Annotated in this window: 30 protein-coding genes; 21 read left to right on the forward strand and 9 right to left on the reverse strand. The window is 69.5% G+C overall.

Annotation, left to right across the window (positions count from 1 at the left end; all coding sequences use genetic code 11):
- Nucleotides 1-80: 80 nt before the first annotated feature.
- Nucleotides 81-872 carry a helix-turn-helix domain-containing protein gene (locus ON41_RS08170; protein ID WP_040746584.1) on the reverse strand — a complete coding sequence of 264 codons (792 nt, stop codon included), beginning with the start codon at nt 870-872 and terminating at the stop codon, nt 81-83.
- 558 nt (nt 873-1,430) lie between these two features.
- Between ON41_RS08170 and ON41_RS08175 the strand changes: the two genes are divergently transcribed.
- The 6 genes from ON41_RS08175 (at nt 1,431) to ON41_RS08200 (ending at nt 5,243) form a co-directional block, all read left to right on the forward strand.
- Nucleotides 1,431-1,802: a BlaI/MecI/CopY family transcriptional regulator gene (locus tag ON41_RS08175; RefSeq protein WP_040746585.1), complete on the forward strand. Its 372-nt coding sequence runs from the start codon at nt 1,431-1,433 to the stop codon at nt 1,800-1,802.
- Complete coding sequence (locus ON41_RS08180; protein WP_040746587.1) at nt 1,799-2,749, forward strand: M56 family metallopeptidase; 951 nt, start codon at nt 1,799-1,801, stop codon at nt 2,747-2,749. Before ON41_RS08175 ends, ON41_RS08180 begins: the two co-directional genes overlap by 4 nt.
- 10 nt (nt 2,750-2,759) lie before the next feature.
- Nucleotides 2,760-3,374 (forward strand): NAD(P)H-binding protein, encoded by a 615-nt coding sequence (locus tag ON41_RS08185; protein WP_040746851.1) that lies wholly within the window; start codon nt 2,760-2,762, stop codon nt 3,372-3,374.
- Nucleotides 3,375-3,401: 27 nt separating this feature from the next.
- Entirely contained in the window at nt 3,402-3,794 is a 393-nt protein-coding gene (locus ON41_RS08190) for a nitroreductase/quinone reductase family protein (RefSeq protein WP_040746589.1), read from the forward strand.
- Between the two features lie 114 nt (nt 3,795-3,908).
- Entirely contained in the window at nt 3,909-4,475 is a 567-nt protein-coding gene (locus ON41_RS41040) for a hypothetical protein (protein WP_085995636.1), read from the forward strand.
- Nucleotides 4,476-4,595: 120 nt separating this feature from the next.
- On the forward strand, nt 4,596-5,243 hold the full coding sequence (locus tag ON41_RS08200; RefSeq protein ID WP_040746592.1) for a pentapeptide repeat-containing protein: 648 nt from the start codon (nt 4,596-4,598) through the stop codon (nt 5,241-5,243).
- 7 nt (nt 5,244-5,250) lie between these two features.
- Here ON41_RS08200 and ON41_RS08205 read toward each other — a convergent pair whose 3' ends face one another.
- Entirely contained in the window at nt 5,251-6,198 is a 948-nt protein-coding gene (locus tag ON41_RS08205; RefSeq protein WP_051161103.1) for an SDR family NAD(P)-dependent oxidoreductase, read from the reverse strand.
- 126 nt (nt 6,199-6,324) lie between these two features.
- On the opposite strand from ON41_RS08205, the gene ON41_RS08210 reads away from it, so the two are divergent.
- Entirely contained in the window at nt 6,325-7,527 is a 1,203-nt protein-coding gene (locus ON41_RS08210; RefSeq protein WP_083905213.1) for a sensor histidine kinase, read from the forward strand.
- Nucleotides 7,524-8,168 carry a response regulator transcription factor gene (locus tag ON41_RS08215; protein ID WP_040746593.1) on the forward strand — a complete coding sequence of 215 codons (645 nt, stop codon included), beginning with the start codon at nt 7,524-7,526 and terminating at the stop codon, nt 8,166-8,168. Before ON41_RS08210 ends, ON41_RS08215 begins: the two co-directional genes overlap by 4 nt.
- A gap of 1 nt (nt 8,169) precedes the next feature.
- Here the strand turns inward: ON41_RS08215 and yczE are convergent, their stop codons facing one another.
- Complete coding sequence (gene yczE / locus ON41_RS08220) at nt 8,170-8,790, reverse strand: membrane protein YczE (RefSeq protein ID WP_040746599.1); 621 nt, start codon at nt 8,788-8,790, stop codon at nt 8,170-8,172.
- A gap of 120 nt (nt 8,791-8,910) precedes the next feature.
- Between yczE and trpS the strand changes: the two genes are divergently transcribed.
- Complete coding sequence (trpS, locus tag ON41_RS08225) at nt 8,911-9,891, forward strand: tryptophan--tRNA ligase (RefSeq protein ID WP_040746601.1); 981 nt, start codon at nt 8,911-8,913, stop codon at nt 9,889-9,891.
- A 40-nt stretch (nt 9,892-9,931) separates the two neighbouring features.
- On the opposite strand, the gene ON41_RS08230 is transcribed toward trpS, so the two are convergent.
- Genes ON41_RS08230 through ON41_RS08245 form a run of 4 tightly spaced genes read right to left on the reverse strand, consistent with a single transcriptional unit; the run spans nt 9,932 to nt 12,140 of the window.
- On the reverse strand, nt 9,932-10,363 hold the full coding sequence (locus ON41_RS08230) for a PaaI family thioesterase (protein WP_040746602.1): 432 nt from the start codon (nt 10,361-10,363) through the stop codon (nt 9,932-9,934).
- 52 nt (nt 10,364-10,415) lie between these two features.
- A complete protein-coding gene (locus ON41_RS08235; protein ID WP_051161104.1) occupies nt 10,416-11,129 on the reverse strand; it encodes a VIT1/CCC1 transporter family protein in 714 nt (237 codons plus the stop codon).
- 50 nt (nt 11,130-11,179) lie between these two features.
- Nucleotides 11,180-11,590, reverse strand: coding sequence for a MerR family transcriptional regulator (locus tag ON41_RS08240; protein ID WP_040746604.1), 411 nt, complete (start codon nt 11,588-11,590; stop codon nt 11,180-11,182).
- Between the two features lie 10 nt (nt 11,591-11,600).
- Nucleotides 11,601-12,140 (reverse strand): class I SAM-dependent methyltransferase, encoded by a 540-nt coding sequence (locus tag ON41_RS08245; protein ID WP_221332883.1) that lies wholly within the window; start codon nt 12,138-12,140, stop codon nt 11,601-11,603.
- A 58-nt stretch (nt 12,141-12,198) separates the two neighbouring features.
- Between ON41_RS08245 and ON41_RS08250 the strand changes: the two genes are divergently transcribed.
- On the forward strand, nt 12,199-12,846 hold the full coding sequence (locus ON41_RS08250; protein ID WP_040746605.1) for a methyltransferase domain-containing protein: 648 nt from the start codon (nt 12,199-12,201) through the stop codon (nt 12,844-12,846).
- Between the two features lie 16 nt (nt 12,847-12,862).
- Nucleotides 12,863-13,789 carry a phosphotransferase gene (locus ON41_RS08255; protein ID WP_083905214.1) on the forward strand — a complete coding sequence of 309 codons (927 nt, stop codon included), beginning with the start codon at nt 12,863-12,865 and terminating at the stop codon, nt 13,787-13,789.
- 4 nt (nt 13,790-13,793) lie between these two features.
- Here ON41_RS08255 and ON41_RS08260 read toward each other — a convergent pair whose 3' ends face one another.
- The gene (locus ON41_RS08260; protein ID WP_040746610.1) at nt 13,794-14,195 is read right to left on the reverse strand and encodes a nitroreductase family deazaflavin-dependent oxidoreductase; all 402 of its coding nucleotides are present in this window, start codon (nt 14,193-14,195) and stop codon (nt 13,794-13,796) included.
- 85 nt (nt 14,196-14,280) lie between these two features.
- On the opposite strand from ON41_RS08260, the gene ON41_RS08265 reads away from it, so the two are divergent.
- Entirely contained in the window at nt 14,281-14,865 is a 585-nt protein-coding gene (locus tag ON41_RS08265) for a TetR/AcrR family transcriptional regulator (protein WP_040746612.1), read from the forward strand.
- 44 nt (nt 14,866-14,909) lie between these two features.
- Here ON41_RS08265 and ON41_RS08270 read toward each other — a convergent pair whose 3' ends face one another.
- Nucleotides 14,910-15,422, reverse strand: a complete 513-nt coding sequence (locus ON41_RS08270; protein ID WP_218003386.1) for a GNAT family N-acetyltransferase — start codon at nt 15,420-15,422, stop codon at nt 14,910-14,912.
- A 69-nt stretch (nt 15,423-15,491) separates the two neighbouring features.
- Here ON41_RS08270 and ON41_RS08275 point away from each other — a divergent pair, with 69 nt between their 5' ends.
- The 9 genes from ON41_RS08275 (at nt 15,492) to ON41_RS08315 (ending at nt 24,860) form a co-directional block, all read left to right on the forward strand.
- Nucleotides 15,492-16,397 (forward strand): LysR family transcriptional regulator, encoded by a 906-nt coding sequence (locus tag ON41_RS08275; RefSeq protein ID WP_040746614.1) that lies wholly within the window; start codon nt 15,492-15,494, stop codon nt 16,395-16,397.
- A gap of 158 nt (nt 16,398-16,555) precedes the next feature.
- On the forward strand, nt 16,556-17,674 hold the full coding sequence (gene srmL / locus ON41_RS08280; protein WP_040746616.1) for a PheS-related mystery ligase SrmL: 1,119 nt from the start codon (nt 16,556-16,558) through the stop codon (nt 17,672-17,674).
- Between the two features lie 63 nt (nt 17,675-17,737).
- Nucleotides 17,738-18,700 carry a DUF389 domain-containing protein gene (locus ON41_RS08285; protein WP_040746618.1) on the forward strand — a complete coding sequence of 321 codons (963 nt, stop codon included), beginning with the start codon at nt 17,738-17,740 and terminating at the stop codon, nt 18,698-18,700.
- Nucleotides 18,701-19,019: 319 nt separating this feature from the next.
- A complete protein-coding gene (locus ON41_RS08290) occupies nt 19,020-19,847 on the forward strand; it encodes an ABC transporter permease (protein ID WP_306307774.1) in 828 nt (275 codons plus the stop codon).
- Nucleotide 19,848: 1 nt separating this feature from the next.
- The gene (locus ON41_RS08295) at nt 19,849-20,715 is read left to right on the forward strand and encodes an MlaE family ABC transporter permease (RefSeq protein WP_040746622.1); all 867 of its coding nucleotides are present in this window, start codon (nt 19,849-19,851) and stop codon (nt 20,713-20,715) included.
- 2 nt (nt 20,716-20,717) lie between these two features.
- A complete protein-coding gene (locus tag ON41_RS08300; RefSeq protein ID WP_040746624.1) occupies nt 20,718-21,743 on the forward strand; it encodes an MlaD family protein in 1,026 nt (341 codons plus the stop codon).
- Complete coding sequence (locus tag ON41_RS08305) at nt 21,740-22,738, forward strand: MlaD family protein (protein WP_040746626.1); 999 nt, start codon at nt 21,740-21,742, stop codon at nt 22,736-22,738. Before ON41_RS08300 ends, ON41_RS08305 begins: the two co-directional genes overlap by 4 nt.
- 44 nt (nt 22,739-22,782) lie before the next feature.
- Entirely contained in the window at nt 22,783-23,775 is a 993-nt protein-coding gene (locus tag ON41_RS08310) for an MlaD family protein (RefSeq protein WP_246829471.1), read from the forward strand.
- Nucleotides 23,775-24,860 carry an MlaD family protein gene (locus ON41_RS08315; protein WP_040746630.1) on the forward strand — a complete coding sequence of 362 codons (1,086 nt, stop codon included), beginning with the start codon at nt 23,775-23,777 and terminating at the stop codon, nt 24,858-24,860. The genes ON41_RS08310 and ON41_RS08315 overlap by 1 nt, the downstream gene beginning before the upstream one ends.
- Nucleotides 24,861-24,929 lie beyond the last annotated feature (69 nt).

The following is a 24,929-nucleotide window of genomic DNA, read 5'->3' on the forward strand; positions in this document are numbered from 1 at the left end:
CCCCGTCAGCCGAGTTCGGTCGGCAGCGTTCCCTTCGCTGGTGCTCGCGAAGGGCCTCGAGTGCGGCGGGCGCAGGCCCGTCAGTGGGGTGCGCGGGCGCGCAGGATGGCCGCGGTGGATTCGTCGGCGGGCAGGAACGCTTCCAGCTGTAGCTCCGCCAGGGAGACGTCCGTGGCGGTGGCGAACGAGGTGAGGGTGGTGATCAGGCGTAGCTCGCCGTCTTCGCTGCTCAGGCGGAGCGGGACCGCGAAGCCGAGGTAGCCGGGGCCGGGGGTGACGGGCGGGAGATAGCTCTCCAGTTCGCGGATCAGCTCGTCGAGGTCCGGATCGGGGCTGGCCGCGGCCCGGACGCGCAGGCCCTCGGTGACGTGGCGGCCCCATTCCGGCAGATTCCGGACGCGCGGGGCCAGGCCGTCGGGGTGCAGGGCGAGGCGGCGCACGTTGATCGGCGGCCGCAGCAGGTCGGGCGCGCATCCGTCGAGGAAGACATCGAAGGCGGTATTGGATTCGATCAGGAGGCTGTGCCGGTCCACGATCAGGGCGGGATAAGGCATGTGCCCGTCGAGGATTCCGCGCAGCGCCTCCCGTACCGGCTCCAGATGCGGTGCGTCCAAGGAAGATTCACCGAACGCGGGCGCGTACCCGGCCGACATCAGCAGCGTGTTGCGCTCGCGCAGCGACAGTCCCAGCGATTCGGCCAGCCGCACCACGATCTCCCGCCCCGGACGCGACCGCCCCTGCTCGAGAAAGCTCAGATGGCGCTGGGTGGTATCGGCGCGCAGGGCCAGATCCAGCTGGCTCCAGCGCCGCAGCCCGCGCCACCGGCGCAACTCCCGGGCGAACGGCCCCGGATCGGCAATAGCGGTCGTCATGAACCCATCCTCACCGTCGGGTGGGAGACGCGCCATTCCCTGCGGGGTATCGTCCACCGTGCTTGCCTCGCGCATCTCGGCGTTCCCACGGCAATTGCCCGGCGGCATCCTCACCCCAGGGCTCTCCTCGGGATTCGCCCGGTGGACCGATCGTCGGCGCGCCTCGTTCTTCCCCGGAATCCACCTGGCCTTGGACGCGCAACCGCCCCGGGGTCCGGCGTGCCGGCGCGGGAGCCCGGGGCGGTGCATGTCACGAGCGCGTCGGCCGCTGGTGCGGCGCGTGTTGTCCCCAGGCGCCGTGCGGCTCACCCGGGGTGATGAGGGAAACCCGGGGTGCCGTGCACGGTCGGCCGGTCGCGTCGTGACCTTCGGCGGGCCGCTGAGGGAACGGCGCGCCGAGGTACACGCTACTATCTACGTACGTAGACAGTAGATCACTTTCGGGAAATCGGTCAAGGGAAATTTCCCCCCGACGCCACAGTCTTACTGTCTATGTACGTAGATAGTATGTCCAGGTGCCCTCCGGAACCAGGAGCGGCCGCACGATGAGGAGGTACGGTGCGTACGCGCGGATTCGGGGAACTCGAGTCGGTGGTCATGGACCGGCTCTGGAATCGGAACGGCGTCCCGACCACCGTCCGGGAGCTGTACGACGAACTGGCCGGTGAGCGCGAGATCGCTTACACCACGGTCATGTCCACCATGGACAATCTGCATCGCAAGGGCTGGCTGCAGCGGCGGCGCGAGGGCAAGGCATTCCTGTACTGGCCCACGCTGACCCGCGAACAGCACAGCGCCCGGCTCATGCGGGAGGCGCTCGACGACGGCGGGCGGGCGGATCTGGTGCTGGCTCACTTCGTGGAGCAGATCGGCCCCGAGGAATCCGAGAGACTGCGCGCGGCACTGCGGAGATTGTCGGAGGGCTCGTGAGTGTCGCGATCGGCCTGTTCGTCTATGCCACCGTCGTCGCGATGGTGGCGCCGCGGATACTGCCGCGGCTCACGCGCCACGGGGTCGTTCCGCACCTGGGCGTGCTGGCCTGGCTGACCCTGACCCTGAGCGTCTTCGTGTCCTGGAGCGTCGGGCTCGCCGTGGCGCTGGCCGACCTCACGCACTCCTGGTTCCGGCCGGACGGTCCGGTGCTGTCGGGTCTGCACGAGGCCGAGGAGATCGCGATCGGCCACGCGGGTATCGCCGCCCAGCTCGGCCTGATGGCGATGACCGGCGCGCTGACCGTCCTGGCCGTCGTGCTCGGCATCCGCTGGGCGCGCTCGCACCGGCGGATGCGGCTGCGGGCACACGAACACGCGGAGGCGCTGCGGCTGACCGGCCGGCGTGTCCACCGGCACGCCGTGGCGGACATCGTGGTGCTCGATACCGCGGAGCGCGCGGCGTACTGCGTGGCCGGCGCGCCGAATGTCGTGGTGGTGACGAGCGCGGCCATGGCGGCCCTCGGCGAACGGGAGCTGGCGGCGGTCCTCGCGCACGAGCACGCGCATCTGATGTACCGGCATCCGCTGGTACTGACGGTCATGCGCGGCCTGGCGACGACCTTCCCGCGACTACGGCTGTGCACGGTCGGCGCTCGCGAGGTGCCACGGCTGCTGGAGATGTGCGCCGACGACGCCGCCGTGCGCGGGCACGGCCGTGCCCCGCTGCTGTCCGGGCTGCTCACGCTGTCGGGCGCGGCGCCCTCGGGCGTCCTCGCCGCCAGCGGCGCCGATGTCCTGGCCCGCGCCGAACGCCTGGCCGCCCCGCGCGCCGGCCGCCACTTCCAGGCCCGCGCGGGCCTGCTCACCGGCATCGCCCTGGGTGTCAGCGGGCCGCTGCTGATCGCCGCGACCGCCGCCTCGGGAATTCTGATCTGCCTGCTCTAGGGTGGCGGGCGTGCGAGTTTTCTTGGCGGGTGCGAGTGGAGTACTGGGCGTCCGGCTGACGCCGCTGCTGGTCGCGGTCGGGTGCGAGGTCGCGGGCATGACCCGGAGTCCCGAGAAGGCCGCGGCGCTGGCCGAACTCGGGGCCGAACCGGTCGTCTGCGACGTGTACGACGCGCCCGCGCTGGAACAGGCGGTGCGTGCGTTCGCGCCCGATATGGTGCTGCACCAGCTCACGGACCTGCCCGACAACCCCGCCGACCTGCCCGCCGGCCGCGCGACGAATGCGCGCATGCGCCGCGAGGGCACCGCCAACCTCCTCGCCGCGGCGCGGGCGGCCGGCGTCACCCGCGTGCTCGCGCAGAGCGTGGCGTGGGAAATGACCGGTGACGGCAAGGCCGCGGCGGAATTCCTGGAGAAGTCGGTCCTCGAGATGGGCGGCGTCGTGCTGCGCTACGGCCAGTTCTACGGTCCGGGCACCTACTACCCGAATCCCGACGACTACCCGGACCCGCCGCGCATCCACATCGCGGAGGCGGCCGCGCGCACCGTGATGGCCCTCGACCTCGCCTCCGGGATCTACTCCGTCACCGACACCGGACAGACGGATTTCGAACCCGTGCAGTGAGTTTCGGCCGCGTGCTACGGTCGGCCCATGGCGAACCGGCGCGATATCCAGCACCGCGTGGTGACGACGTTCCAGCGCAATCTCGGTAACCCGATCCTGCGCCGACTGAGCCCGCAGACCCTGCTGGAGACCACCGGCCGGGTGAGCGGGCAGCCCCGCGTCACCCCGATCGGCGGGCGCCGCACCGGTACCGAGTTCTGGTTCGTCTCGGAATTCGGCGAGCGGTCCCAGTACGTGCGCAATATCCAGGCCGACAATCGCGTGCGGTTGCGGCTGCGCGGTCACTGGCACACCGGCACCGCACACCTGGTGCCCGACGACGACGCGCGGGCGCGGCTCAAGCAGCTGCCCTGGGCGAACAGCGCGGTCGTCGGCACTGTCGGCACCGATCTGCTGTCGGTGCGTATCGATCTGGACTGAGCGCGGCTTCCGCGCGTCACCACCCGCCGGGAGCGTCGCATTCGGTAACGTTCCTGGTGACCGGGCTTTTCGGGTCAGCGTTTTCCACGCTGGTGCAACGAAAGGGTTCCGAGCATGGTGTCACCGGACCGTCCGCCGAACAGTGGCGGCAACACCCCGCGCACCGTGGCCATCGCCGCCGTCGCCGTGGCAATCATCGCGGTGGCCGCCCTCGTCGGGGTGCTGCTGAACCGGTCGGACAAGAGTGCCGACGCCGACAACACGGCCGCGACCACCCCTCTCGCGCCGACGACGTCGCGCCCGGCGCACCGCGTGGGCGACGACTGTTCGCACGACGGGATCGCCGCGCAGTGGGGTCTCTCCATGAAAAACGACTGGTCCTGCGTTCCGCAGGGCCCGGCCGGCGTGGTCGGCCGACTCCTGCCGCCTCCGCCCCCACCGGGTGCGCCCCCGCCGCCCGCGCCCGCTGTGCCCGAAGCGCCCCCGCCCCCCGCACCTGCGCCGGAGTACGTCCCCGCTCCCGAATACACCCCCGAGTACGTCCCCGCGCCTGCCCCCGCCCCCGAACCCGAGCCTGAACCAGAGCCCGAGCCGGCCCCCGCCCCCGCTCCCGTACCTCCACCCGCGCCCCCGCCCATGCCGATCCTCCCCGGCCTCCCACCCCTGCCTGGGATCGGGTGACCGGGATCTGGTCGCGCTCCCACCACTGCCTGGGATCGGGTGACCGGGATCCGGTCGCGCTCCCACCATTGCCCGGGATCGGGTAATCGGGATGTCGTCGGGCTCGCCTAGGGTGCAGGGGTGCCTCGCGACTTAGCCGATCTGCCGTACGCCCGTTTTCTCGAGATCTTCGACGCCGAGCCGGAGTCCGACACCGAATACGAGAGCGTGCACATCGATGCCACGACCTTCGACGAGGTCGACGCCCGCGGTATCCGGCTCACCGAATCCGCGCTCACCGCGGCGGCGTTCACCGGCGGCACCCTGCGGTACTCCCGCTTCGACGACGTCTGGTTGCGCAACGTCCGGCTGATCGGCACCAACCTCGGCCAATCCGGTTGGCTGAACGCCGAATTCGTCGACTGCGCCCTGTCGGGTGCGGAGGCGGTGGGCTCGCAACTGCGCCGCATCCGGTTCGAGGGCTGCAAATTCGAGTCGGTGAATCTCCGCAACGCGGCGCTGCAGGACGTCACCTTCGTGGATTGTGTGTTGCGCGACACCGACTTCGGCGAGGCCACGCTGACCCGGGTGAGCTTCCCGGGCTGCCGCCTCGACGAGGTCGCGCTGCACGGGGCCACGCTGCACGACGTCGACCTGCGCGGCGCGGTCTCCCTCGACATCACCGCCGGAATCGACGCGCTGAAGGGCGCGACCGTCAGCACCGTGCAACTGTTCGACCTCGCCCCGGCGTTCGCGCGGGCGGCGGGAATCATCGTGCGCGACAACTGAAGTCGCGTCAGGCGTGCGCCGTCTTGCCGCCGTCGATGACCAGTTGCGCCCCGGTGAGATAGCCGTGCTCGGGCGCGGCCAGCGTGAGGGCGAACGCCGCGATCTCCTCCGGTGTGGCGAGCCGCCCCAGGCCCGGCACATTCGAGGAGGCCCACTGCCGCATCGCCACGTGATAGGCGTCGTCGGGCAGGGCACCGATCGGGCTGGCATTGCGGACCAGTTCGGTATCGGTGGTGCCCGGAACCAGTGCGTTGACCCGGATCCCGTCGGCGGCGTAGTCGAGCGCGGCTCCCTGGACCAGGCCGACGAGCCCGCGCTTGCTCGCGGTGTAGGCGGCGCGACCGGCATCGGTGGCGAGGGCGTTCGACGAGGACGTCACCACGATGGCGCCGCCACCGGACCGGATCATCTGCGGCACTTCGTATTTCATGGCCAGAAAGGTGCCGCGCAGATTGGTGCGCAGCACCCGGTCGAACTCGTCGGCGCTGTACTCGTGCAGTTTCTTCTGGATGGTGATCCCCGCATTGTTGAAGGCGACATGCAGCCCGCCGTACTTCGCCACGGCGGCGTCGACGAACGCGCGGACGTCCTGCTCGACCAGCACATCGGCGCGGATATAGGTGGCCTCACCGCCCGCCTCGCGGATCTCGCGTTCCACCGCCCGCCCGCGATCGACGCGCCTGCCGCAGAACGCCACCCGCCCGCCCTCGGCCGCGAACATTCGCGCCGCCGCCGCGCCGATGCCGGAGGTGGCTCCGGTGATCACTACGACCTTGTCCTGAAATCGGCGCTGGGCAGGCTGGTACCGCGGCGCGTTCGAATCCGCGCCCAATGCCACCCCGCCTGCCAGTCCCGCGGCGCCCGCTACCACTCCCGAGGCGGCGATGGCGCCGAGTAATCTGCGCCGGCTCGGCGGGGTGGGGCGATCGGCGGCTGTCGTGTCCTCATCGGTCATATCCCCACCCTGTCGCACGGCGGACTCCCGCGAATCGGCCCGCGGGCCGTCCCGGCGGCCTCCGGTACGAGCCGTCTCCTCCCCAGGTAGGAGACGTCCGCCGCCACCGGACGGCATGATGTGGGAATGAGGGAGCCCGCGGACACGAGCGTGCCCGGTGTCCGCCGCGATGCGGGGCGGGTCGACGGCGATTCCGGCGGTGTGACGCGCGGAATCGAGTGGGTGCTGTCCGCGCGGTCGGTGCCGGTGCGGCTCGTGGTGCTGCCCGCGCTGGCCGTGGGATGTCTGCTGTGGTTGACCGGCTCCGCCTCAGCGGTCGATTGGGTGATCGGGATGGGGGCCATTCTCGCGTCCGTGGCCGGGGTGCGCTGGCCCATGGCAGCGTCGCTGCTGACCACCGGGCTGCTGGTGTGCGGATTCGAATTCGGCGATACGGGTCCGGTGGTCGCCAAGGTGGCGGCGGGCGTGGCTCTGACCGAACTCGCCGCGCGGCAAGGCAATTGGCGGCAGTGGGTGGGAGCAGCCGCGCTGGCGGGGGCGTATCTGCTGCATCAGACGGGTGGCGCGGGCGCGGTCGGGTACCGGGCCGTGGTGATGGCGGGGCTGCCGCTGCTGATCGGCGGGCTGCTGCGCGGCGCGCTCGACAATGCCGTCCGGGCGCGGCGTGCGACGGCCGAGATCGCCCGGCAGCGCACGGCGGAGATCGCCGCGGCGCGGGCGGCCGAGCGCACTGCCATCGCGCGGGAACTGCACGACCTGATCGCCCACCACGTCTCCTCGACGGTTCTGCGGGTGGGCGTGGCGCGGCACGCGCTGCCGGACGCGCCGCCCGCCGTGCGCGAGGTGCTCGACGATATCCACGCCAGCGGCAAGGACACCCTGACGGACCTGCGCAAACTGGTGACCGTCCTGCGCGATCCCGGTGCGGGCGAATCGTTCGTCGCGGCCGCCGACCTGCCCGCCGCGCTCGAGGCCGTGGTGACACGCACTCGGCGGCTGGGGCCGTCGGTACAGGCCGAGATCGGTGACGTCGGCGCGGTGGACGCACTGTCGGCGCTCACGCTGCTGCGGCTGACCCAGGAGGGCCTCGCCAATGTCGTCGAACACGGCGGTCGAGGCGCGGCGGCGCGGCTGGTGATCGGGGTCGAGGGCGGCGTGGACTTCCTGTTGACCAATACGATCGCGGTGAGCGAGACCGACTGCGCCGCAACCGGTATCGGTCTGATCGGACTGTCGGAACGGGTCGAACTGCTCGGCGGTGCGCTGACCGCCGGACCCACACCGGCGGGCTGGCGGCTCGCGGCGCATCTGCCGGGGCGGGCGTCGTGACGATACGGGTGCTGCTGGTCGACGATCAGCAGTTGGTGCGCGCCGGGCTGCGGATGCTGTGCGAGAACGCGGACGATCTCGAGGTGGTGGGGGAGGCCGCCACCGGGACCGAGGCGGTCCGGCTCGCCGCGCACACCCGCCCGGATGTCGTGCTGATGGATCTGCGCATGCCCGGAATGGACGGGATTCGCGCCACCGCAACCATTCTCGCCGACCGGCCCGCCACCCGCGTGCTGGCGTTGACCACCTTCGACGACGATGACCACCTGTACCCGGCGCTGGCCGCCGGCGCCTGCGGATTCCTGGTCAAGGACGCCTCACCGACCGAACTGCTCGACGGCATCCGGCGCGCGGCGTCCGGGCAGCGCCCGTTCTCCCCGGGGGTCCTGGGCCGCGTGGTCGACTCGGCGGTCAATGCCCACGGCACTGGTGAAAACCGCTCGACCACAACGCTGTCCGGATTGACGGCCCGGGAAACCGAAGTACTGGACCTGGTTTCGCAGGGCCTGACCAACGCCGAGATCGCCGACCGCCTCCACGTCGGCATCACCACCGTGAAAACCCACATCGCCAGCCTGATGGCGAAAACCGGTGCCGCCAACAGAGTCCGGCTCGCTGTCCTCGGCTTGGGGCAGCGGTAGATCACGCCGGTGTCAGTTCCGGTTCGGGGGTTCGGTGGAATCCGGGGAGCCAGCGGTCGACCAGCGGGATCATGAGGTGGATCAGGGGGCCGATACCCACGGCGTAGACCAGCGTGCCGATGCCGACGCTGCCGCCCAGTAGCCAGCCCGTCACCAGGACCGTCGCCTCGATGCCGGTGCGAATCGCCCACACCGGCCGTCCGGTGCGCGCGACCAGGCCGGTCATCAGGCCGTCCCGCGGGCCCGGACCCATTCCCGCGCCGATGTAGAGCACGGTCGCCGTGGCGTTCAGCAGGACGGCCGCCACCATCGCGCCCGCCCGCACCGGCAGCGCGTGCAGTTCGGGCAGCAGCCACAGCCCGGCATCGACGGAGATCGCGACCACCACGACATTGCTCACCGTCCCCAGTCCGGGCCGCTGCCGCAAGGGAATCCAGGCCAGCAGCACCGCCACACCCGTCACCGCCGTCACCGCGCCGAAGCTCACCGGCACGTGCCCCGCCACGCCCTGATGAAACACATCCCAGGGATCGAGCCCGAGCGCCGCCCGGATCATCACCGCCATCGAGAACCCGTACAACCACAGTCCGGCATAGAGAGCACACAGGCGACGGAGCAACATTCGGCCAGCATGCCCGCCAACTGGACCCCGAAAACAGAGCCAGTGCAGGATTGCTGGCCTTTAATGAGGTGGCCGGAGGGCGGCCGCGGTGCTAACCTCCGGGCATCCGAAAGGCAACCCATGTCTCGCCGACTCACCGCATTCACTCCGTCCGGTGATCTCCACCTCGGCAATTACTTCGGTGCCATCGCACCGCTGGTCGAGCGGCAGATCCCGGGGGAGACGATCACCTTCGTCTCCGACCTGCACGCCCTGACCCTCGACCACGACCCAGCCGAAGTCCGCAGGCGCACTCTGGAATTCGCGACAGTGCTGCTGGCCGCCGGCGTCGATCCGGACCGCACCGTCTTCCTGGTGCAGTCCCACGTCCCCGAGCACACCGAGTTGCACTATCTACTCGAATGCGTCACCGGATACGGCCAGGCGCACCGCATGATCCAGTTCAAGGAGAAATCCCGCGGTCGCCGCCAGGTCCGGATGTCATTGCTGACCTATCCGATCCTCATGGCCGCCGACATTCTGCTCTACGACGCCGAAGAGATCCCGGTCGGGGAGGACCAGCGCCAGCACGTGGAACTAGCCCGCGACCTGGCCGAACGCTTCAACGCCACCTACGCTCCCGTCCTCACCGTTCCCCGCGCCGTGAACCCATCGGTGGCGGCCCGCATCATGGATCTGACCGACCCGACCCGGAAGATGAGCAAATCCCTGTCGCCGGCGGGCACCCTCCGCCTCCTGGATCCCCCGGATGTGCTGCGCCGCAAGGTAATGCGCGCCGTCACCGACAACGACACCGAAATCACCCACGACCCACACCGCAAGCCGGGCATCGCCAACCTCCTGACAATCCTCTCCGCCTGCACCGGCGCCACCCCCGACGGCCTGTCCCACGAATTCACCACCTACGGCGACGTGAAGCGCACGGTAGCCGACGCCGTGATCGCCACAACCGACCCGATCCGCCACCACTACACCGAACTAGCCCGAGACCCCACCACCATCCGCGCCACCCTGCACCACGGCGCCACCACAGCCCGCCCCCAAGCCCGAGCAAAAGTCGACAGCGTGAAAAATGCCCTCGGCCTACTCCCAGCCCCCTGAAACCCGAAGGGACACCGACGCATACGGCCGACGTAGGTGCTCAGTTGCCGAGGGGGATGACCTTGGCGGTGGCGGTGGCTGTGCCGGTCAGCTCGCCGTCGGGGTTGCGTAGTTCGGCTGCGAGGAAGGCTATGTCGGCGTCTCGGCGGATTACGCGGCCGGTGGCGCGGAGGCGGCCGGTTCGGGCTGGGCGGAGGAAGGTTACTTGGAGGTCGAGGGTGGATTGGAATTCGTCCGGGGCCAGGGTGGCGAGGAGGGCCGGGCCTACCGTGTCGTAGAGCATGGCGGCGACGAAGGCGCCCAGGACCTCGCCCATCGGGTTGGTGAAGGCATCGGTTGCGGTGAAGGCGAGTTCTATTGTGCCGCTGTCGGTATCGGCGTCGACGAATTCGAAGCCGAGGGTCTGCGCGGCGCGCGGCATCGGTGCACGGCCCTCGACACTGTCCCAGAAGAGGCCTCGTCGTTCGCTCATGTGATCACCCTGGCAGGTTCGGCGGACGGGGGACAGCCACAGGATTCGGGGCTCAATGCCCGGAAACTCCCGGAATCTGGCCGATGGCGTAGGTGATGCCCATGGCCAGTGCGCCACCGATGAGGACGCGTCGGGCGGCGCGGCGGGGGTTGCTGCGGCCGAGGCGGGCGCTGATCGATCCGGTGATCGTCAGTGCGATCAGGACGGCCACGAAGGTGACGGGGACGCGCCAGGTGGCGGGCGGCAGCAGGATGGCCAGCAGCGGCAGCAGGGCGCCGCAGGTGAAGGCCACCGCCGAGGAGAACGCGGCCTGCCACGGGTTGGTCAGATCGTTCGGGTTCAGTCCCAGCTCGACCTCGGCGTGCGCGGCGAACGCGTCGTGCGCCGTGAGTTCCTCGGCGACCTGGCGCGCGGTCTCCGGCGACAGGCCCTTGCACTCGTAGATCCCGGCGAGTTCGGCCAGCTCCGCGTCGGGATCCTCGGCGAGTTCCCGCTTCTCCCGCGACAGCAGCGCCTTCTCGCTGTCGCGCTGAGTGCTCACCGAGACGTACTCGCCGACCGCCATCGACAGCGCGCCCGCGACGAGCCCGGCGACGCCCGCGGTGAGAATCGGCGTCCTGCTGGTCGCCGCCGACGCCACGCCGACCACGAGTCCCGCGGTCGACACGATGCCGTCGTTGGCGCCCAGCACCCCGGCTCGCAGCCAGTTCAGCCGCGAGCCGAGACTCGGGTCGTGCGGTTCGTGCGGATGGGTCGATGAGTCCACGACCAGCAGACTAAGCCCCCACCGCCGCGGCCCCGGGGATCCGGCGCCGGTCAGTCTCCCTGTGCCGCCAGGGTGTCCGCGGCCCGCGACAGCAGCCCGCGGAAATGCGGGCAGGTCCGGAGATCGGCGGCCGTGCAGTCCAGCGCGTGCCCTACCGCCGCCAGCGCCGCCTGCGCCTGGGCGATCTGCTCCCGCAGCCTGGCCTGATGGGCCCGCAGCAGCCGGCGGCGCGACTCGCGGTCCGGTGCGGCGGTGAACAGTTCCCGGATCTCCTCCAGCGACAGGCCGACGCCCTTCGCGACCAGGATCAGCGTCACGGTCTCGGCGTCGTCCGCGCGATAGCGGCGGCGGCCGCCCGGATCGCGCACCGGGGTCAGCAGACCCACATCCTCCCAGTGCCGCAGCACATGGGTGGCCAGGCCGAAGCGGGCGGCGAGGTCGCCGATCGACAGATCCGCCATGGCACGGACCCTATGCCCCCACCGTGATCCGCGCGAACAGGCCGAGCGGGCCCCACGCCGTCCGCACCGGATCCGCGCCGAACGCCGCCCGCAACGCCGCCTGTGCGCGATCGGTCCGGACGAAGCGGTAGTCGTAGATTACGACCCGGCCGCCGGGCGCGAGCACTCGGGCCAATTCACCTGCGGCACTGTCGATATCGGGCCACTCGTGCAGGCTGATCGTGGATATCAGATAGTCGAAGCTGTCGTCCGGATAGGGCAGGGCCGCGACATCACCCACCGACAGCTCGACCGGCGCACCGGCGAGATGCCCGGCGGCCAGCTCGATCATCGGCGGCGCCAGATCGACACCGGCCAGCCGCAGATCGGGCCGCCGGGCGGCGAGGCGTGCCAGCAGATGACCGGGCCCCGTGCCGATATCGAGCACCCGGGCGCGCGGGCCGGGGTCGGTGTCGGCGGCGATCCGGTCGTAGATCCGGCCGAACAGGCGCCCGGCCCGCCGGTCGTACCGGCGGCTGTTGTCCGCGTCCAGGAATGTGTTCACGCTCATCAGCGTGCAAGTTCAGGTCGACCTGAAGTCAATGGCGCCCGTAGTCGATGGCGGTAGCATGCTCGGGGTGAACCCCGTTGTCTCCCGCGTGATGTCCACCCTCGCCGGCCAGCTCGGAAATCCGCACGGCGTCCTGGGCAAGGGCGTGGCCGCCATGCTGAATCGCTCCAACCGGTTCATGATCGAGGCCGCCGCCGAGGCCGCGGGGGCCGCCCCGGGCGACGCGGCCGCCGATATCGGATTCGGTGGCGGCGTGGGCCTGTCGCTGCTGCTGGATCGGGTCGGCGCGAACGGCACCGTGCACGGCGTGGAGATCTCGCCCGACATGCTGATGCGGGCCAGGTCCCGCTTCGTCTCCGATATCGGCACCGGGCGGCTGCGGCTGCTCTCGGGCTCCCTGACCGAGCTGCCGCTGAAGGATGCCGGTGTGGACGCGGCGATCACCGTGAACACCGTCTACTTCGTACCCGACCTCGACCACGCCTGCGCCGAACTCGCCCGGGTACTGCGCCCGGGCGGCCGTGTGGTGGTGGGGATCGGTGAACCGGAGGCGATGGCCCGCATGCCCTTCACCTCCCACGGTTTCCTCCTGCGCCCGGTCACCGAGGTCGTCGCGGCGCTGGAGCAGGCGGGTCTCACCGTCGAGGATCGCTTCATCGATCGCAAACCCATCCCGGCCCACCTGCTCGTGGCCCGCGCGTCCTGACGGTTCGCGCGTGGATATGACTGCGAGCGTGGAGCTTCCGGAGGAATGGGAGCAGCGCGTCCGAGAGGCGCTGGCGGGGTCGGACCTGCCGAGCGGCGAGTTGCGGATGCTCGGGGCGGGGATGGACAGCATCGCGCTGCTGCTCGAGCGGGACGAGGGCGCGTATGTGCTGCGGCTACCGCAGAATTCGCACGGGGCCGAGGGGATCGCTCGCGAGGCCCGGTTGCTGCCGGAGCTGGCCGACCGGATGCCGGTGCCGATTCCACGGTTCTCGTTCACAGCGCCGAATCCGTTGGGGCCGGGGGAGTTCTGCGCGTATCCGATGGTGCCGGGCGACTCGCTCTCGGAGGAACAGTGGCACGAGTGCGGCCTGCTGAACCTGCCGGAGACGGCCCGGCTCGTCGCGGAGGCGATCGAGGCGGTGCACGCCTTCCCGGTCGCGCGGGCCCGCGACCTCGGCGTCGAAACCTGGGACCTGCGAGCCGATTTCGATGCTGACCTGAAAACCGTTCGTGCTCAGGTGATTCCGTTGCTGTCCGGGAACCACGCGGCGCTGCTGCTGGGCGCGTGGCACGGCTATCTCGACGACGACGAGAACTTCGCGTATCCGCCGACGCTCACCCACGCCGATGTGAGCCTGGACCATCTCCTGGTCTCCGGCACCGCGATCACCGGCCTGATCGACTTCGGGGACGTGGAGATCGGCGACCCCGACTACGACCTGTGCTACCTGTACCCGGAGGCCGGACGAGATTTCGTCGCTCGCGTACAGCGGTGCCGCGGAAGGGAACTCGGCTCCCGCACGGAAGCGAAGCTGCGCTTCTGGGCCTGCGCGGACCCCGCGCTGGATGTGGTGCACGCGCTGGAGAACGGCCTGAGCGAATTCCGGGCGGAACGTCTCCGGGTCCTGACCGACGCCCTCGACCGATTCCAGTCCGCGTAGCCGATCAGGCCGCCTTCTCCAGTTCCCGCACCACGTCCACGCTGAGGAATTCGGGCGCTCTGATCACGAAGCGCAGCATGAACCGGATGAACGGCGGCATATCGCTCGCTGTCTCGTCCCGGTACACCCGCGGATTGCCGACCGCGTAACGGCGCCTTCGGCTTTCGATCTCGCATCCGCCGGCGGCGAGGACGTTGCGCACCCAATCCGACCGAGACCCGTAGGTCAGCGCGACCACATAGCCGCCCCGCCGCCGGAATGCCCACAGCGGCGTCCGGAATGTCTTGCCGGACTTGCGTCCCCGGTGGACGACGACCGCCCAGCCGGGCGCCCAGGGGGCGATGAACGCGGTGAGCCTGTTCAGCCCGACCTTGTTGGCGCGGGCGAGCCATCGTGGAGCCGGCATCTAAAACTCCTCAAGTGTTGAATTCTTGTGCCCAGGCTAGCTCCGTGCCGCGACGGAAGTCAACGTCTGTAGAATTCCCGGAACCATGCCACCGATAGGACGAAGACCAGGGAAGACCGATACGCGCCAGGCGCTGCTCGACAGCGCGCGGCGCAAATTCGCCGAGGCCGGCTACGACAAGACCTCGGTGCGCGACATCGCCGCCGACGCCGGTGTCGATGCCGCCCTCATCAGGCATTATTTCGGCGGCAAGGCCGAATTGTTCCGCGCCACCATGGGATGGCCGTTCGACCCCGCGGATATCGCGGCCCGCGTCGTGAACGGCGGCCGCGACGGCCTCGGCGGTCGCCTGACCCGCGTCTTCTTCGAGGCGTGGGATACCCCGGAGTCCCAGGCCCCGCTGCTGGCGATCCTGCGCGGCGCCGCGACGCACGAGGATTCCGCGACCCTGGTCCGCCAGTTCATCCAGAAGCAGCTGTACCCCCAGATGGCCGCGGCCCTCTCGGGCCCGGACGCCGAACTACGCGTCGACCTCGCAATGGGCCAACTCCTGGGCATCGCCTACCTGCGCTACATCATTCGCGTGGAGCCCGTGGCGTCAGAATCGGTGGACGAACTCGTGGCCCGCCTCGCCCCGGTAGTCGACAGGCACCTGACCCCGAATACATGACCGCCATCCAGACGGCGGTGACGGACCTCGACCGATGATCCGGATCAGGTCAGGTCGTATCGCATGAACACGTCGGCCCGGTCGTAGGGCATCGGGCCGATCCGGTCGCTGGGGACGTGCACGAAGCCGACCGATTCGTAGAGGTGGACCGCGTCGGTGAGTTTGGTGCTCGATCCCAGGAACAGCGTGGTGGCGCCGAGTTTCCGGGCGTGGTCGACGGCCGCGTTCAGGATCAGGCGGCCGAGTCCCCGTCCGCGCAGGTCACGCGCCACGGCCATCTTCGACAGCTCGTAGACGCCCTCGCCCTCCCGCACCAGCGCCACGCATCCGACGACGGTCTCGCCCTCGCGGGCGATCAGCACCGTGCCGCCCTTGGCGACGATCGCGCCCTCCGGATCGTCGAGGGTGACGGAATCGGCGGGTTCCAGCGAGAACAGCTCCAGGATCCAGTCCTCGTTGAGCTCCTTGAATGCCCGGGCGTCGGCCGGGCCGGACATCGGCTCGATGACGACGGCGGCGTTCCGGTCGGTGGCGAGAGATTCGGTCTGCTGTGTCACGCCGCCAGCATGCCCGCCCTCGAATCATCGCGTCCAATACTTGATAGGTCCGATTGATACGCTGAACTTATGAACGAGGCCGTCGAGCTGCGGCATCTGCGCTACTTCCAGGCGGTCGCCGAGGAATTGCACTTCGGCCGGGCCGCCGCCCGCCTGCACATCGCCCAGCCCGCGCTGACCCAGCAGATCCAGCGGCTCGAGACGCTGCTGGGGACGAGGCTGTTCGACCGCACGTCGCGCAGCGTCGCGCTCACCCCCGCCGGGGAGGTGCTGCGGGAACGCGCGGGGGCGATCATCGGGCACGCGGCCCGCGATCTCGACGAGGTCGCGCGCATCGGCGGCGGCAGTCAGGGCCGGCTCTATCTCGGCTTCGTCCCGTCGGTGCTGCCCTTGCAGCCGCTGCGCAGCGTCCGCCAGTTCCGTGACCGCTATCCGCTGGTCCAGATCGATCTCATCGAGGGCTACACCACGCACATGATGGCGCAGCTCGGCCACGGCGCCCTCGATATGGCGATCGTGCGCGACCCCGACGACCAGCCCGGAACCGTCGTCTACCCGCTGGCCACCGAACCCTTCACGGCGGTGCTGCCCGTCGACCATCCGCTCGCGGACCGCGCCGCGCTCACCGGCGCCGAACTCGCGGGCGATCCGCTGGTCTTCTTCCCCCGGGCTGCCGGTCCGCACGCCCACGCGAAGAATCTGCGGCCGCTGCTCGAGTCCGGGCACAGCCCGCGCATCGTGCAGGAGGGCAACAACTGGACCACCATCCTCTACCTGGTGGGCGAGGGGCTGGGCGTCACCATCGCCCCGCGCAGCGCGACCTTCACCGCCCCGAGCGCCGTCCGCATCGTGCCGCTCGCCGAGACCGAGGCCACCACGACGGTGTACGTGGCGCATCGCGCGGGCGACGACCGCGCCCTGGTCCGCAATTTCCTGGAGCTGCTGCCGTCGAGCGATCCCGAGGCCGGAAAATGACGTGCGCGGCTCCGTATCCTGGAGACATGAATCAGTGCAGGCGATTTCTCCACCCCCGGCCGCCGAGCCGCGGGTGTGCCTGCACGCGTTCGACCGTGTAGCTCCGTGGCCGCCGGCCGGGGGATCTCCCGAATCCGGCCCGCCACAAGGAGTTTCCCGTGTACCTCACCCCCGCTCAACTCGCCCGCGCGCTGAACGTTCGTGACCTGACCGATCCGGCGCAGGGCCCGCACGCCGCGCAACTACTGCTCGACGCCGTGGTCGGAGCGCTCGCCGCCGCATGGCCGTCGGCGACCGTGCGGATCGTCCGCACCCCGCCCGTCGTCGCCGTCACCGACAACTACGACCTGCTCGGTTACGACCCCGCCGATGTCACCCGCGACGCGCGCTACACCCGCTACCTCAGCCCCACCACCATGCTCCGCAGCCACACCTCCGCGGATATCCCGGCGACGCTTCGCGGTTATTCCGGTGCACGGGAACAGCTTTCGATCGACGACCTGATAGTCCTGCCCGGCCTCGCCTACCGCCGGGACGTGGTCGACCGCATCCATGTCGGCGAACCCCAGCAGGTCGACCTCTGGCGACTGCGTTCCGGCGCGGACACCGTCGGCCGGGACCTGCGGGACATGGTGGCGCACGTGGTCGAGGCGATCCTGCCGGGCGCCTCGTGGCGAATGGTCCCGGCACGCCACCCCTACACCCGCGACGGCGCTCAGGTCGACGTCCGGCACTCCGGCGACTGGCTCGAACTCGCCGAATGCGGCCTGATCGCCGACCACGTCCTGCGCGGCGCGGGCCTCGATCCGCACCGCTGGTCGGGCCTGGCGCTCGGGCTGGGCATGGACCGAGCGGTCATGCTGCGCAAGGGCATTCCCGACATCCGCTACCTGCGATCCGGCGATCCGCGCATCGCCGCCCAGATGGACGACCTCACCCCGTGGCGGCCGGTGTCGGCACTGCCGTCGATCCGCCGGGACCTGTCGGTGGTGATCGCCGACGACACCGACGACGAAACCCTCGGCGACACGGTCCGCGCCGCCTTGGGCGAGCGAACCGCCGATATCGAGTCGGTCCGCGTGACCGCCCGCACCCGCTACGCCGACCTCCCGGACCGTGCGCGCGAGCGCCTGGCCATGACGCCCGGACAGACCAATGCCCTTGTGCGCCTGGTGGTTCGGCCACTGACCCGCACCCTGACCGCCGCCGAGGCCAACGCCCTGCGCAACGACGTCTACCGTGCCATCCACATCGGGCCGGTCGCCGAGTTGGCGTGAGCGCCACGGGTGTCGTGCGGAAGATGCCTGCGATGGCGCACCGCGCGCGGCACACTTGTGGCTATGCTCCGCCTGCGCATCCTGACGCCAGCCGATTCCACCGACGCGGTCCTCGGCGTGCTCGACAGCGACGACAGTGTCAGCGGCCTGGTGGTGATGCGCGGTGCGGCCGTGCGCCCACCCGGTGACGTCGTCGTCGCCAATGTCGCCCGGGAGGCGGCCAACGATGTCATCGCCCGGCTGCGCGCGCTGGGCGTCCACCAGACCGGCAGTCTCGAGATCGAGGCCATACCGACCTGGCTGTCGCGGGGCGGGTTCGAGGCCGAGGTCCGCTGTCCGGGCGCCGCGTCCGATGCGGTGGTGTGGGCCGATGTCGCCCAGCGCTCCTACGAGGCGACGGAACTCAACTGGACGTATCTGAGTTTCATGACCCTGGCGACGGTGATCGCGAGCATCGCCATCGTCGTCGACTCGCAGATCCTGGTCATCGGCGCGATGGTGCTCGGCCCGGAGTTCGGCGCGATCGCGGCGCTCGGGGTGGCGCTGGTGCGACGCCGGTTCGTGCTCGGAATGCTGGCGATCCGGACGCTCGTGTTCGGGTTCGCCGCCGCCATCGTCGTGACGTTCGTCCTCGCCCTGATCGGCCGCGGACTCGGCTGGATCACGCTCGACGACGTGGCCGGTCCGCGACCCGGGACGGCCTTCATCTACACGCCGGACAAGTGGTCGTTCATCGTCGCGGTGGTGGCGGGTGCGGCGGGCGTGCTGTCACTGACCTCCGCCAAGGCCACCGGGCTGGCCGGGGTGTTCATCTCGGTGACCACCGTGCCCGCCGCCGGCAATATCGCGCTCGGCGCGGCCTTCGGCCTCGGGTCCGCGATCGGGGAGAGCGCGCTGCAACTACTGGTGAACGTGGCCGGGATGGCGGTCGCGGGCTGGGCGACCCTGGCGGTGCAGAACGCCGTGTGGTCGCGGATCTCGGTGCGCCGGGCCAGGATGATGCTGCATCCGCGCCGCATGCTCTGAGGAGCGAAGGCGGATGCGCTATCGGTTAACTGAGTGTGTGTCGCATGGCACATTGATGACGATTTTGCGCTAATAACACGTTCCAGAATTGATAGTCACATCGGAAAACAGCACCGCTAGCTGCTGGTGAAGTGTGGAAGTGGGTGGGCCTTTTCGAGGCGATGCTCACAGGGTGATCGACTTTACTGTAACTGGTTGTAACGATTAGCTTCGTGTTGGCAGTGTTGCCGATCACGAAGAGAGCGACTGTGAAACCCGAGACACACCAGCACCACCGGAACCGCCCATGGCGCCGGTGACTCGGGCTCCCTCGAGCGCGATGTCCGATCGACGGACCGCCGTCCGTATCGTCCGCAAGAACTTCTCCGACACCATCGTGTCGTCGCTGCGGACCTTCGGCCGGGCCGTGGACATCGCGCGGGAATCGGTGGCGGGCACGGCGACCGACGTCGTGCGCCGCGAATTCCAGTGGCGCGAAGCCGTTCTCCAGGCGTGGCGTTTGGTGACGGTCACCGCGATCCCCGCGGTGCTCATCGCGATCCCGTTCGGCGTGATCGTCTCGGTGCAGGTCGGCAATCTCATCCACACCCTCGGCGCGGATTCGCTGCTGGGCGCGACCGGCGGTCTGGGCGTGATCAAACAGGGCGCGCCGCTGGCCACCGGATTCCTGCTCGGCGGGGCGGGCGCGGCGGCGATCGCCGCGGATCTCGGGGCGCGGACCATTCGCGAGGAGATCGACGCGCTGAACACCATGGGCATCAGCCCTATTCACCGCCTGGTGATCCCGCGGCTGGCGGCGATGATCCTGGTCGCGCCGCTGCTGAACATCCTCATCATCTTCGTCGGCATCGTGGCCGGATACGCGGTCGCCGTCGGCGGCCAGAACGTGACGCCGGGCAGTTACTGGGCGACGTTCGGATCGTTCACCACGATCGCCGACGTGTGGGTGTCGCTGCTGAAGGCGGTCGTCTTCGGCTTCCTGGTCGTGGTCATAGCCTGCCAGCGCGGGCTCGAGGCCAAGGGCGGCCCGCGCGGCGTGGCCGACGCCGTGAACGCCGCGGTCGTGCTGTCGGTGGTGTCGATCGCGATCGTGAACCTCGGCGTCACCCAGGTGGTCGAGATGTTCCTGCCGACGAGGCTGGTCTGAGATGGCCGTCTCCACCTACATTCCGAAGGGGCTGGGCCGCTTCGCCCGCTTCTACCGCCGCCGCGGCCTGGTGCTCGCGCGCGTCGAGGGCATCGGCTTCGTGCTGGCGTTCATCTGGCAGGTGCTGTCGTCTATTCCGTTGACGCTCAAGCGATATCGCGACGAGACGTTGCGGCTGATCTCCGATATGACCTGGGGCCGCGGCTCGGTCATCGTCGGCGGCGGCACCGTGCCGATGATGATCGTGCTGGGCCTGGTGATGGGCGCCTCGGTGGCGGTCGAATCCTTCACCATCCTGAACATGCTCGGGATGGGACCGGTCTCCGGCATCGTGTCGGCCTACGCCACCACCCGTGAGCTGGCGCCGATCGTGGCCGCCATCGGCTTCGCCGCCCAGGCCGGCTGCCGGATGACCGCGGAGATCGGGTCCATGCGCATCTCCGAGGAGATCGACGCGATCGAGGCGCTGGGCCTGCGCTCGGTGCCGTTCGTGGTGACCACCCGCGTCATCTCCGGCGCGATCTCCATCGTGCCGACCTTCCTGATCGGGCTGATCCTGTCGTACCTGGCCTGCCGGGGCTTGATCACGCTGGTGCACGGCCAGTCCGCGGGCGTGTACGACCACTACTTCTTCCAGTTCGTGTCCGGATTCGACGTGATCGCCGCGGTGATCAAGGTGGCGATCTTCGCGACCGTCGTGATCCTCATCCACAGCTATTACGGATTCTTCGCCACCGGCGGGCCCGAGGGCGTGGGCATCGCCTCCGGGCGCGCGGTGCGGGCCTCCTCGGTGGCCATCGTGGCCATCGATATGGTCCTCACCCTCGCGCTGTGGGGATTCAACGCGACGATCAGTTTCACGGGGTAGGGATGCCGAAGTACGGAATGCCCGGGGTCGCCGTGGACAGGCGGCGGTCGCTGCTGGTCGGCGCGGTCGCGGTCGGCGTGATCGTGGCGGTGGTGGCGGCGGTGTCGCTGTACCGCGGCCTGCGCGGCGACGACGGGCTGTATATCGCGCTGCACACCGAGCAGATCGGCGACGGCGTGCTGGCCGGAACGCCGGTGCGGGTGGACGGCGTCCAGGTCGGCACGGTCACCGATATCGTGCCCGACGAGGACGGGACCCAGCGGATCTCGCTGCGGCTGGACCGATCTCAGCTGTTCGGCATCGACGACAGCCTGCAGGTGGACTACGCGCCCGCGAACCTGTTCGGCATCAGCGAGATCGAGTTGCGCCGCGGCACGGGCGGCACACCGCTGCGCGACGACGGCGTCATCGACTTGACCGGACGGCGGTCCGCCGCCATCTTCGACGCCACCATGGGCAGCCTGCTCCGCAGTCTCTCCCAGACCGGCGACGCGGTGCTCACACCCCAGATGGCCACCGTGATCTCCCAGGTTTCCAACGATGTGGACGCGTTCACGCCCTTGGCGCAGGCGCTGATCACCGTGGCGCAGACCATCACCGACAACCAGAAGATGCCCGCCTCCGAACTGGTGGGACGGCTCGGTCCCGCCTTCGACGGCGGCGGACAATTTGCCGGGGCCACCATCCAGGTGCTCGACCTCATCCGCGATCTCCCACGGCTGCAAGACAATCGAGCGCCCTACGACGCCGGAGTGCAGGTCCTGACCGATCAGCTGCTGCCCGGACTGGGAACGTTCGCGGGGGTCGCCGGAGACCAATTGTCCGGAACCACAACCATGTTGGCGCCGGTGCTGGCGCTGCTGGGGCAGATGGTGCCGCGTCCGCAGCAGTCCGGCGCGGACCTGGCCGAGCTGATGGCGCGGCTGCGCACGGCGATGCCCGATACCCCGAACGGTCCGGTCCTCAACACCGAGATCGATGTGCGCGGCGTGCCGGTGCTGGCGCCGCTGCTGGGAGGTCCGCGATGAAGGTCGGAGCGGCCGCCTGGCGGCTGGCGCTGTTCGCCGGTGTGATGATCGTCGTTCTCGCCGTGGTGTTCACGGCGATCAAGCGGCCCGTATCCGGCGACACCGAGCCGCACGACGCCCTGTTCACCGATGCCAACGGGCTCAAGGTGGGCGACGACGTGCGCATGTACGGCGTGCAGGTCGGCAAGATCGAGGGCGTCTCGCTCGACGGGGCGCGGGCGCGAATTCGCCTGTCGCTGAAGACGGATGCGCCGATCTACGACAATTCCAAACTCGCCATCCGCTACCAGAACCTCACCGGTCAGCGGTATATCGACCTCCAGCAGCAGCCGCAACCGGGGGCGCGGATACCCGCCGGGGCGACCGTCGGCACCGAGCACACTGTGCCGTCCTTCGACGTCACCAGCATGTTCAACGGCCTGAAACCGGTGCTGGACACCATCTCTCCGGAGGCGATCAACCAGTTCAGCGCCAGCATGGTGGCTTTGATCGAAGGGGACGGCAGCGGGGTCGGGCCGGCCCTGGACGCGATCGGCAAGTTCGCCTCCTACGTGGACGACCGCCAGCAGGTGATCGGCACCCTCATCCACAACATGTCCGATCTCTCGGACAAGGTCGGCGGCCGCGTGCACTACCTGGTGCCGCTGCTGGCCCGCCTCACCGACGTCTTCCAGGCGCTCCAGACCAATATCGGCGGCCTGGCCCAGTTCGCCATGGCCGCCCCATCGGTCCTGGGTCCCCTGGACAACCTGTTCGACGTCCTCGGCCTCCAGACCGGAACCGATGTGGATGCCTTGATCCGCAACCTCTTCCCGGACCCCCAGCAGGCTCTGGAGGTCCTCGACCGCCTCCCCGGCCTCCTCGCGAGCCTCGACGCCACCACCCCCAAGGGCGTCGCGGGCTGGAAACCCCAGTGCTCCAAGGGAACCGCGGACGTCCCCCAGGTCTTCGGGATACTGATCGCCGGACAGCAGGTGGCGGTATGCAACGGATGAAACCCCAAGCAGCCCTACGTCGCCTACTACCCCGAGACCGAACCGTGGTCGACGAAACCACCACCCACCGCCGCGAGATCCGCTACGGCATCATCGGTGTCGTCTTCGTGGCCGTCCTCGCCGTCGCGGCCGGGGTGCTGTACGTGGTGCCGTTCGGCAAGAAGACCTATACCGCCGAACTGTCCGAGGCGCAGTCGGTGAAGGCCGGTGACGACATCCGGGTGGCGGGCGTTCCGGTCGGCAGCGTGAAATCGCTGGAGCTGAAGCCGGATCGGGTGGTCATGCGGTTCACCGTGGACTCGGACGTCTTCGTCGGCGATCAGTCCTCGATGGACGTGCGCATGCTGACCATCGTCGGCGGCAACTACGTCGCACTGTTCCCGGCCGGCGGTAAACCGCTCGGGGACAAGGCCATTCCCATGGACCGGGTGCGCCTGCCCTACAGCCTGGTGCAGACCTTCCAGGACGCCGCGCGCCCGCTGCGGGAGATCGACGGAGATACGTTGCGGCGCAACCTCGCCGCGCTCGACACCTCCCTGGAGCAGGCGCCCGACGCGCTGCGGACCACCCTGGGCACGCTCAGCACCTATGTCGACGCGCTGAACCGCCAGCGCACCCAGGTGACCAACGCGGTGGCCGTCGCCGACGAGTACGTGACCATGTACGACGGCGCCAAGACCGACCTGGGCCGGTTGATGGACAGCGTGAACCTGATGGAGACCCTCGTCCTCGACAAGCGGGCCGAACTGCGCGAGGGGGTGCGGCTACTGCGCGTGGTCGTCGATCGCGTCGCGGGTCTCGCACCGACCTGGGATTCGGCGCTGAAACCGAAACTCCAGCAGCTCGTCGACGCCGTGCCGCAGCTCCAGAACCTCGGTGACCAGCTCGAACCCGTACTCGCGTCGGTGCAGAGCCTGCAAGAGAAATTGTCCGCGCTCACGGACGCCGGCGTGACGATCGACCAGTCGGGGCAGACGGTCACCGCGCCCGCGAACCAGCCTCGGCTGTGCGTACCGCTACCCGGGAAGGACTGCTGATGCTGCACCGTGTCCTCGGGTCGCGCTGGCTGATGTCGATCGGCGGGGCCGTGACGATCGTCGTCCTGACCGCCGTGGGCTACTTCGTCGTATTCGATCCGGCGAAGAAGACCGAGAGCTACTGCGCCGTCGTGCCCGACAGCATCGGGCTGTACACCGGCAATCAGGTGACCATGCGCGGCATTCCGGTCGGCGAGGTCACCTCGATCACGCCGCAGGGGAGTGCCGTGAAGGTCGAATTCGACGTGGAGGCCGACAAACCGGTCTACGCCGACGCCGGCGCCACCACGCTCGCCGACAGCATCGTCGCCTCGCGGCAGCTGGCGGTCGTCTCGGACGGGAAGAACACCGCGCGATGGAATCCCGGGCAGTGCCTCACCAAAACGCTCACGCCCAAGAGCATCAGCGAGACGCTCAACGCCCTGGCCGAGCTGTCCGCGGAAATCCAAGGGCCCGATCAGAATTCGCCCGACGCCCTGGAGCGCGGACTTTCCGCGCTGGACACGGCCACGAGCGGCACCGGACCGCAGATCAACGCCGTCGTGCAGAAGCTGAGCGCGGCGCTCGCCTCGCCGGACGCCGATATCGCGCACCTGGTCGGCATTTTCGACGCCTTCGCCTCGGTCTCGAAGAAGGTCGAACAGCATTGGGGCGACCTGAAGACCATGCTGACCCGCCTCGGCCCCGTCCTCAACCAGGCCACGAACGAGCTGATCGGCCCCGGCGCGCAGCTGTTCGACGGCCTGGCCCAGGTGGTCCCGATGCTCAACGACCTGACCACCCTCCTCGGCGACCCGATCATGAAGACCTTCGACGCCACCGTCCCACTGGTGAAATTCCTGCGCGCCCACGTGGGTTCGCTGGCCCAGGTCATCGGCATGACCCCCGTGATCGCCCAAGCCTTCCACGCCGTCTCGGGCGAGGGCATCTCCTACGCCCCACCCAAAGTCGCTGTGCCGCAGGAGAACGCGGATCAGGTGTGCGCGGCAGTCAATGCCTTCGCTCCGGGGAAATGCACCGCCGACGGAGGCATGGCCAAGGTCGATGCGGCCACCCTCGTCTTCGGATTGGCAGGTGCGCGATGAGAATCGGCCACTACAGAATCACCGCCCCCCGTTTTTCCGGCACGCTTTTGGCCGGAATCTCACGTGAGG

Origin of the sequence: Nocardia transvalensis NBRC 15921 (assembly GCF_000308875.1) — a bacterium.
GTDB classification, from domain to species: Bacteria; Actinomycetota; Actinomycetes; order Mycobacteriales; family Mycobacteriaceae; genus Nocardia; species Nocardia transvalensis.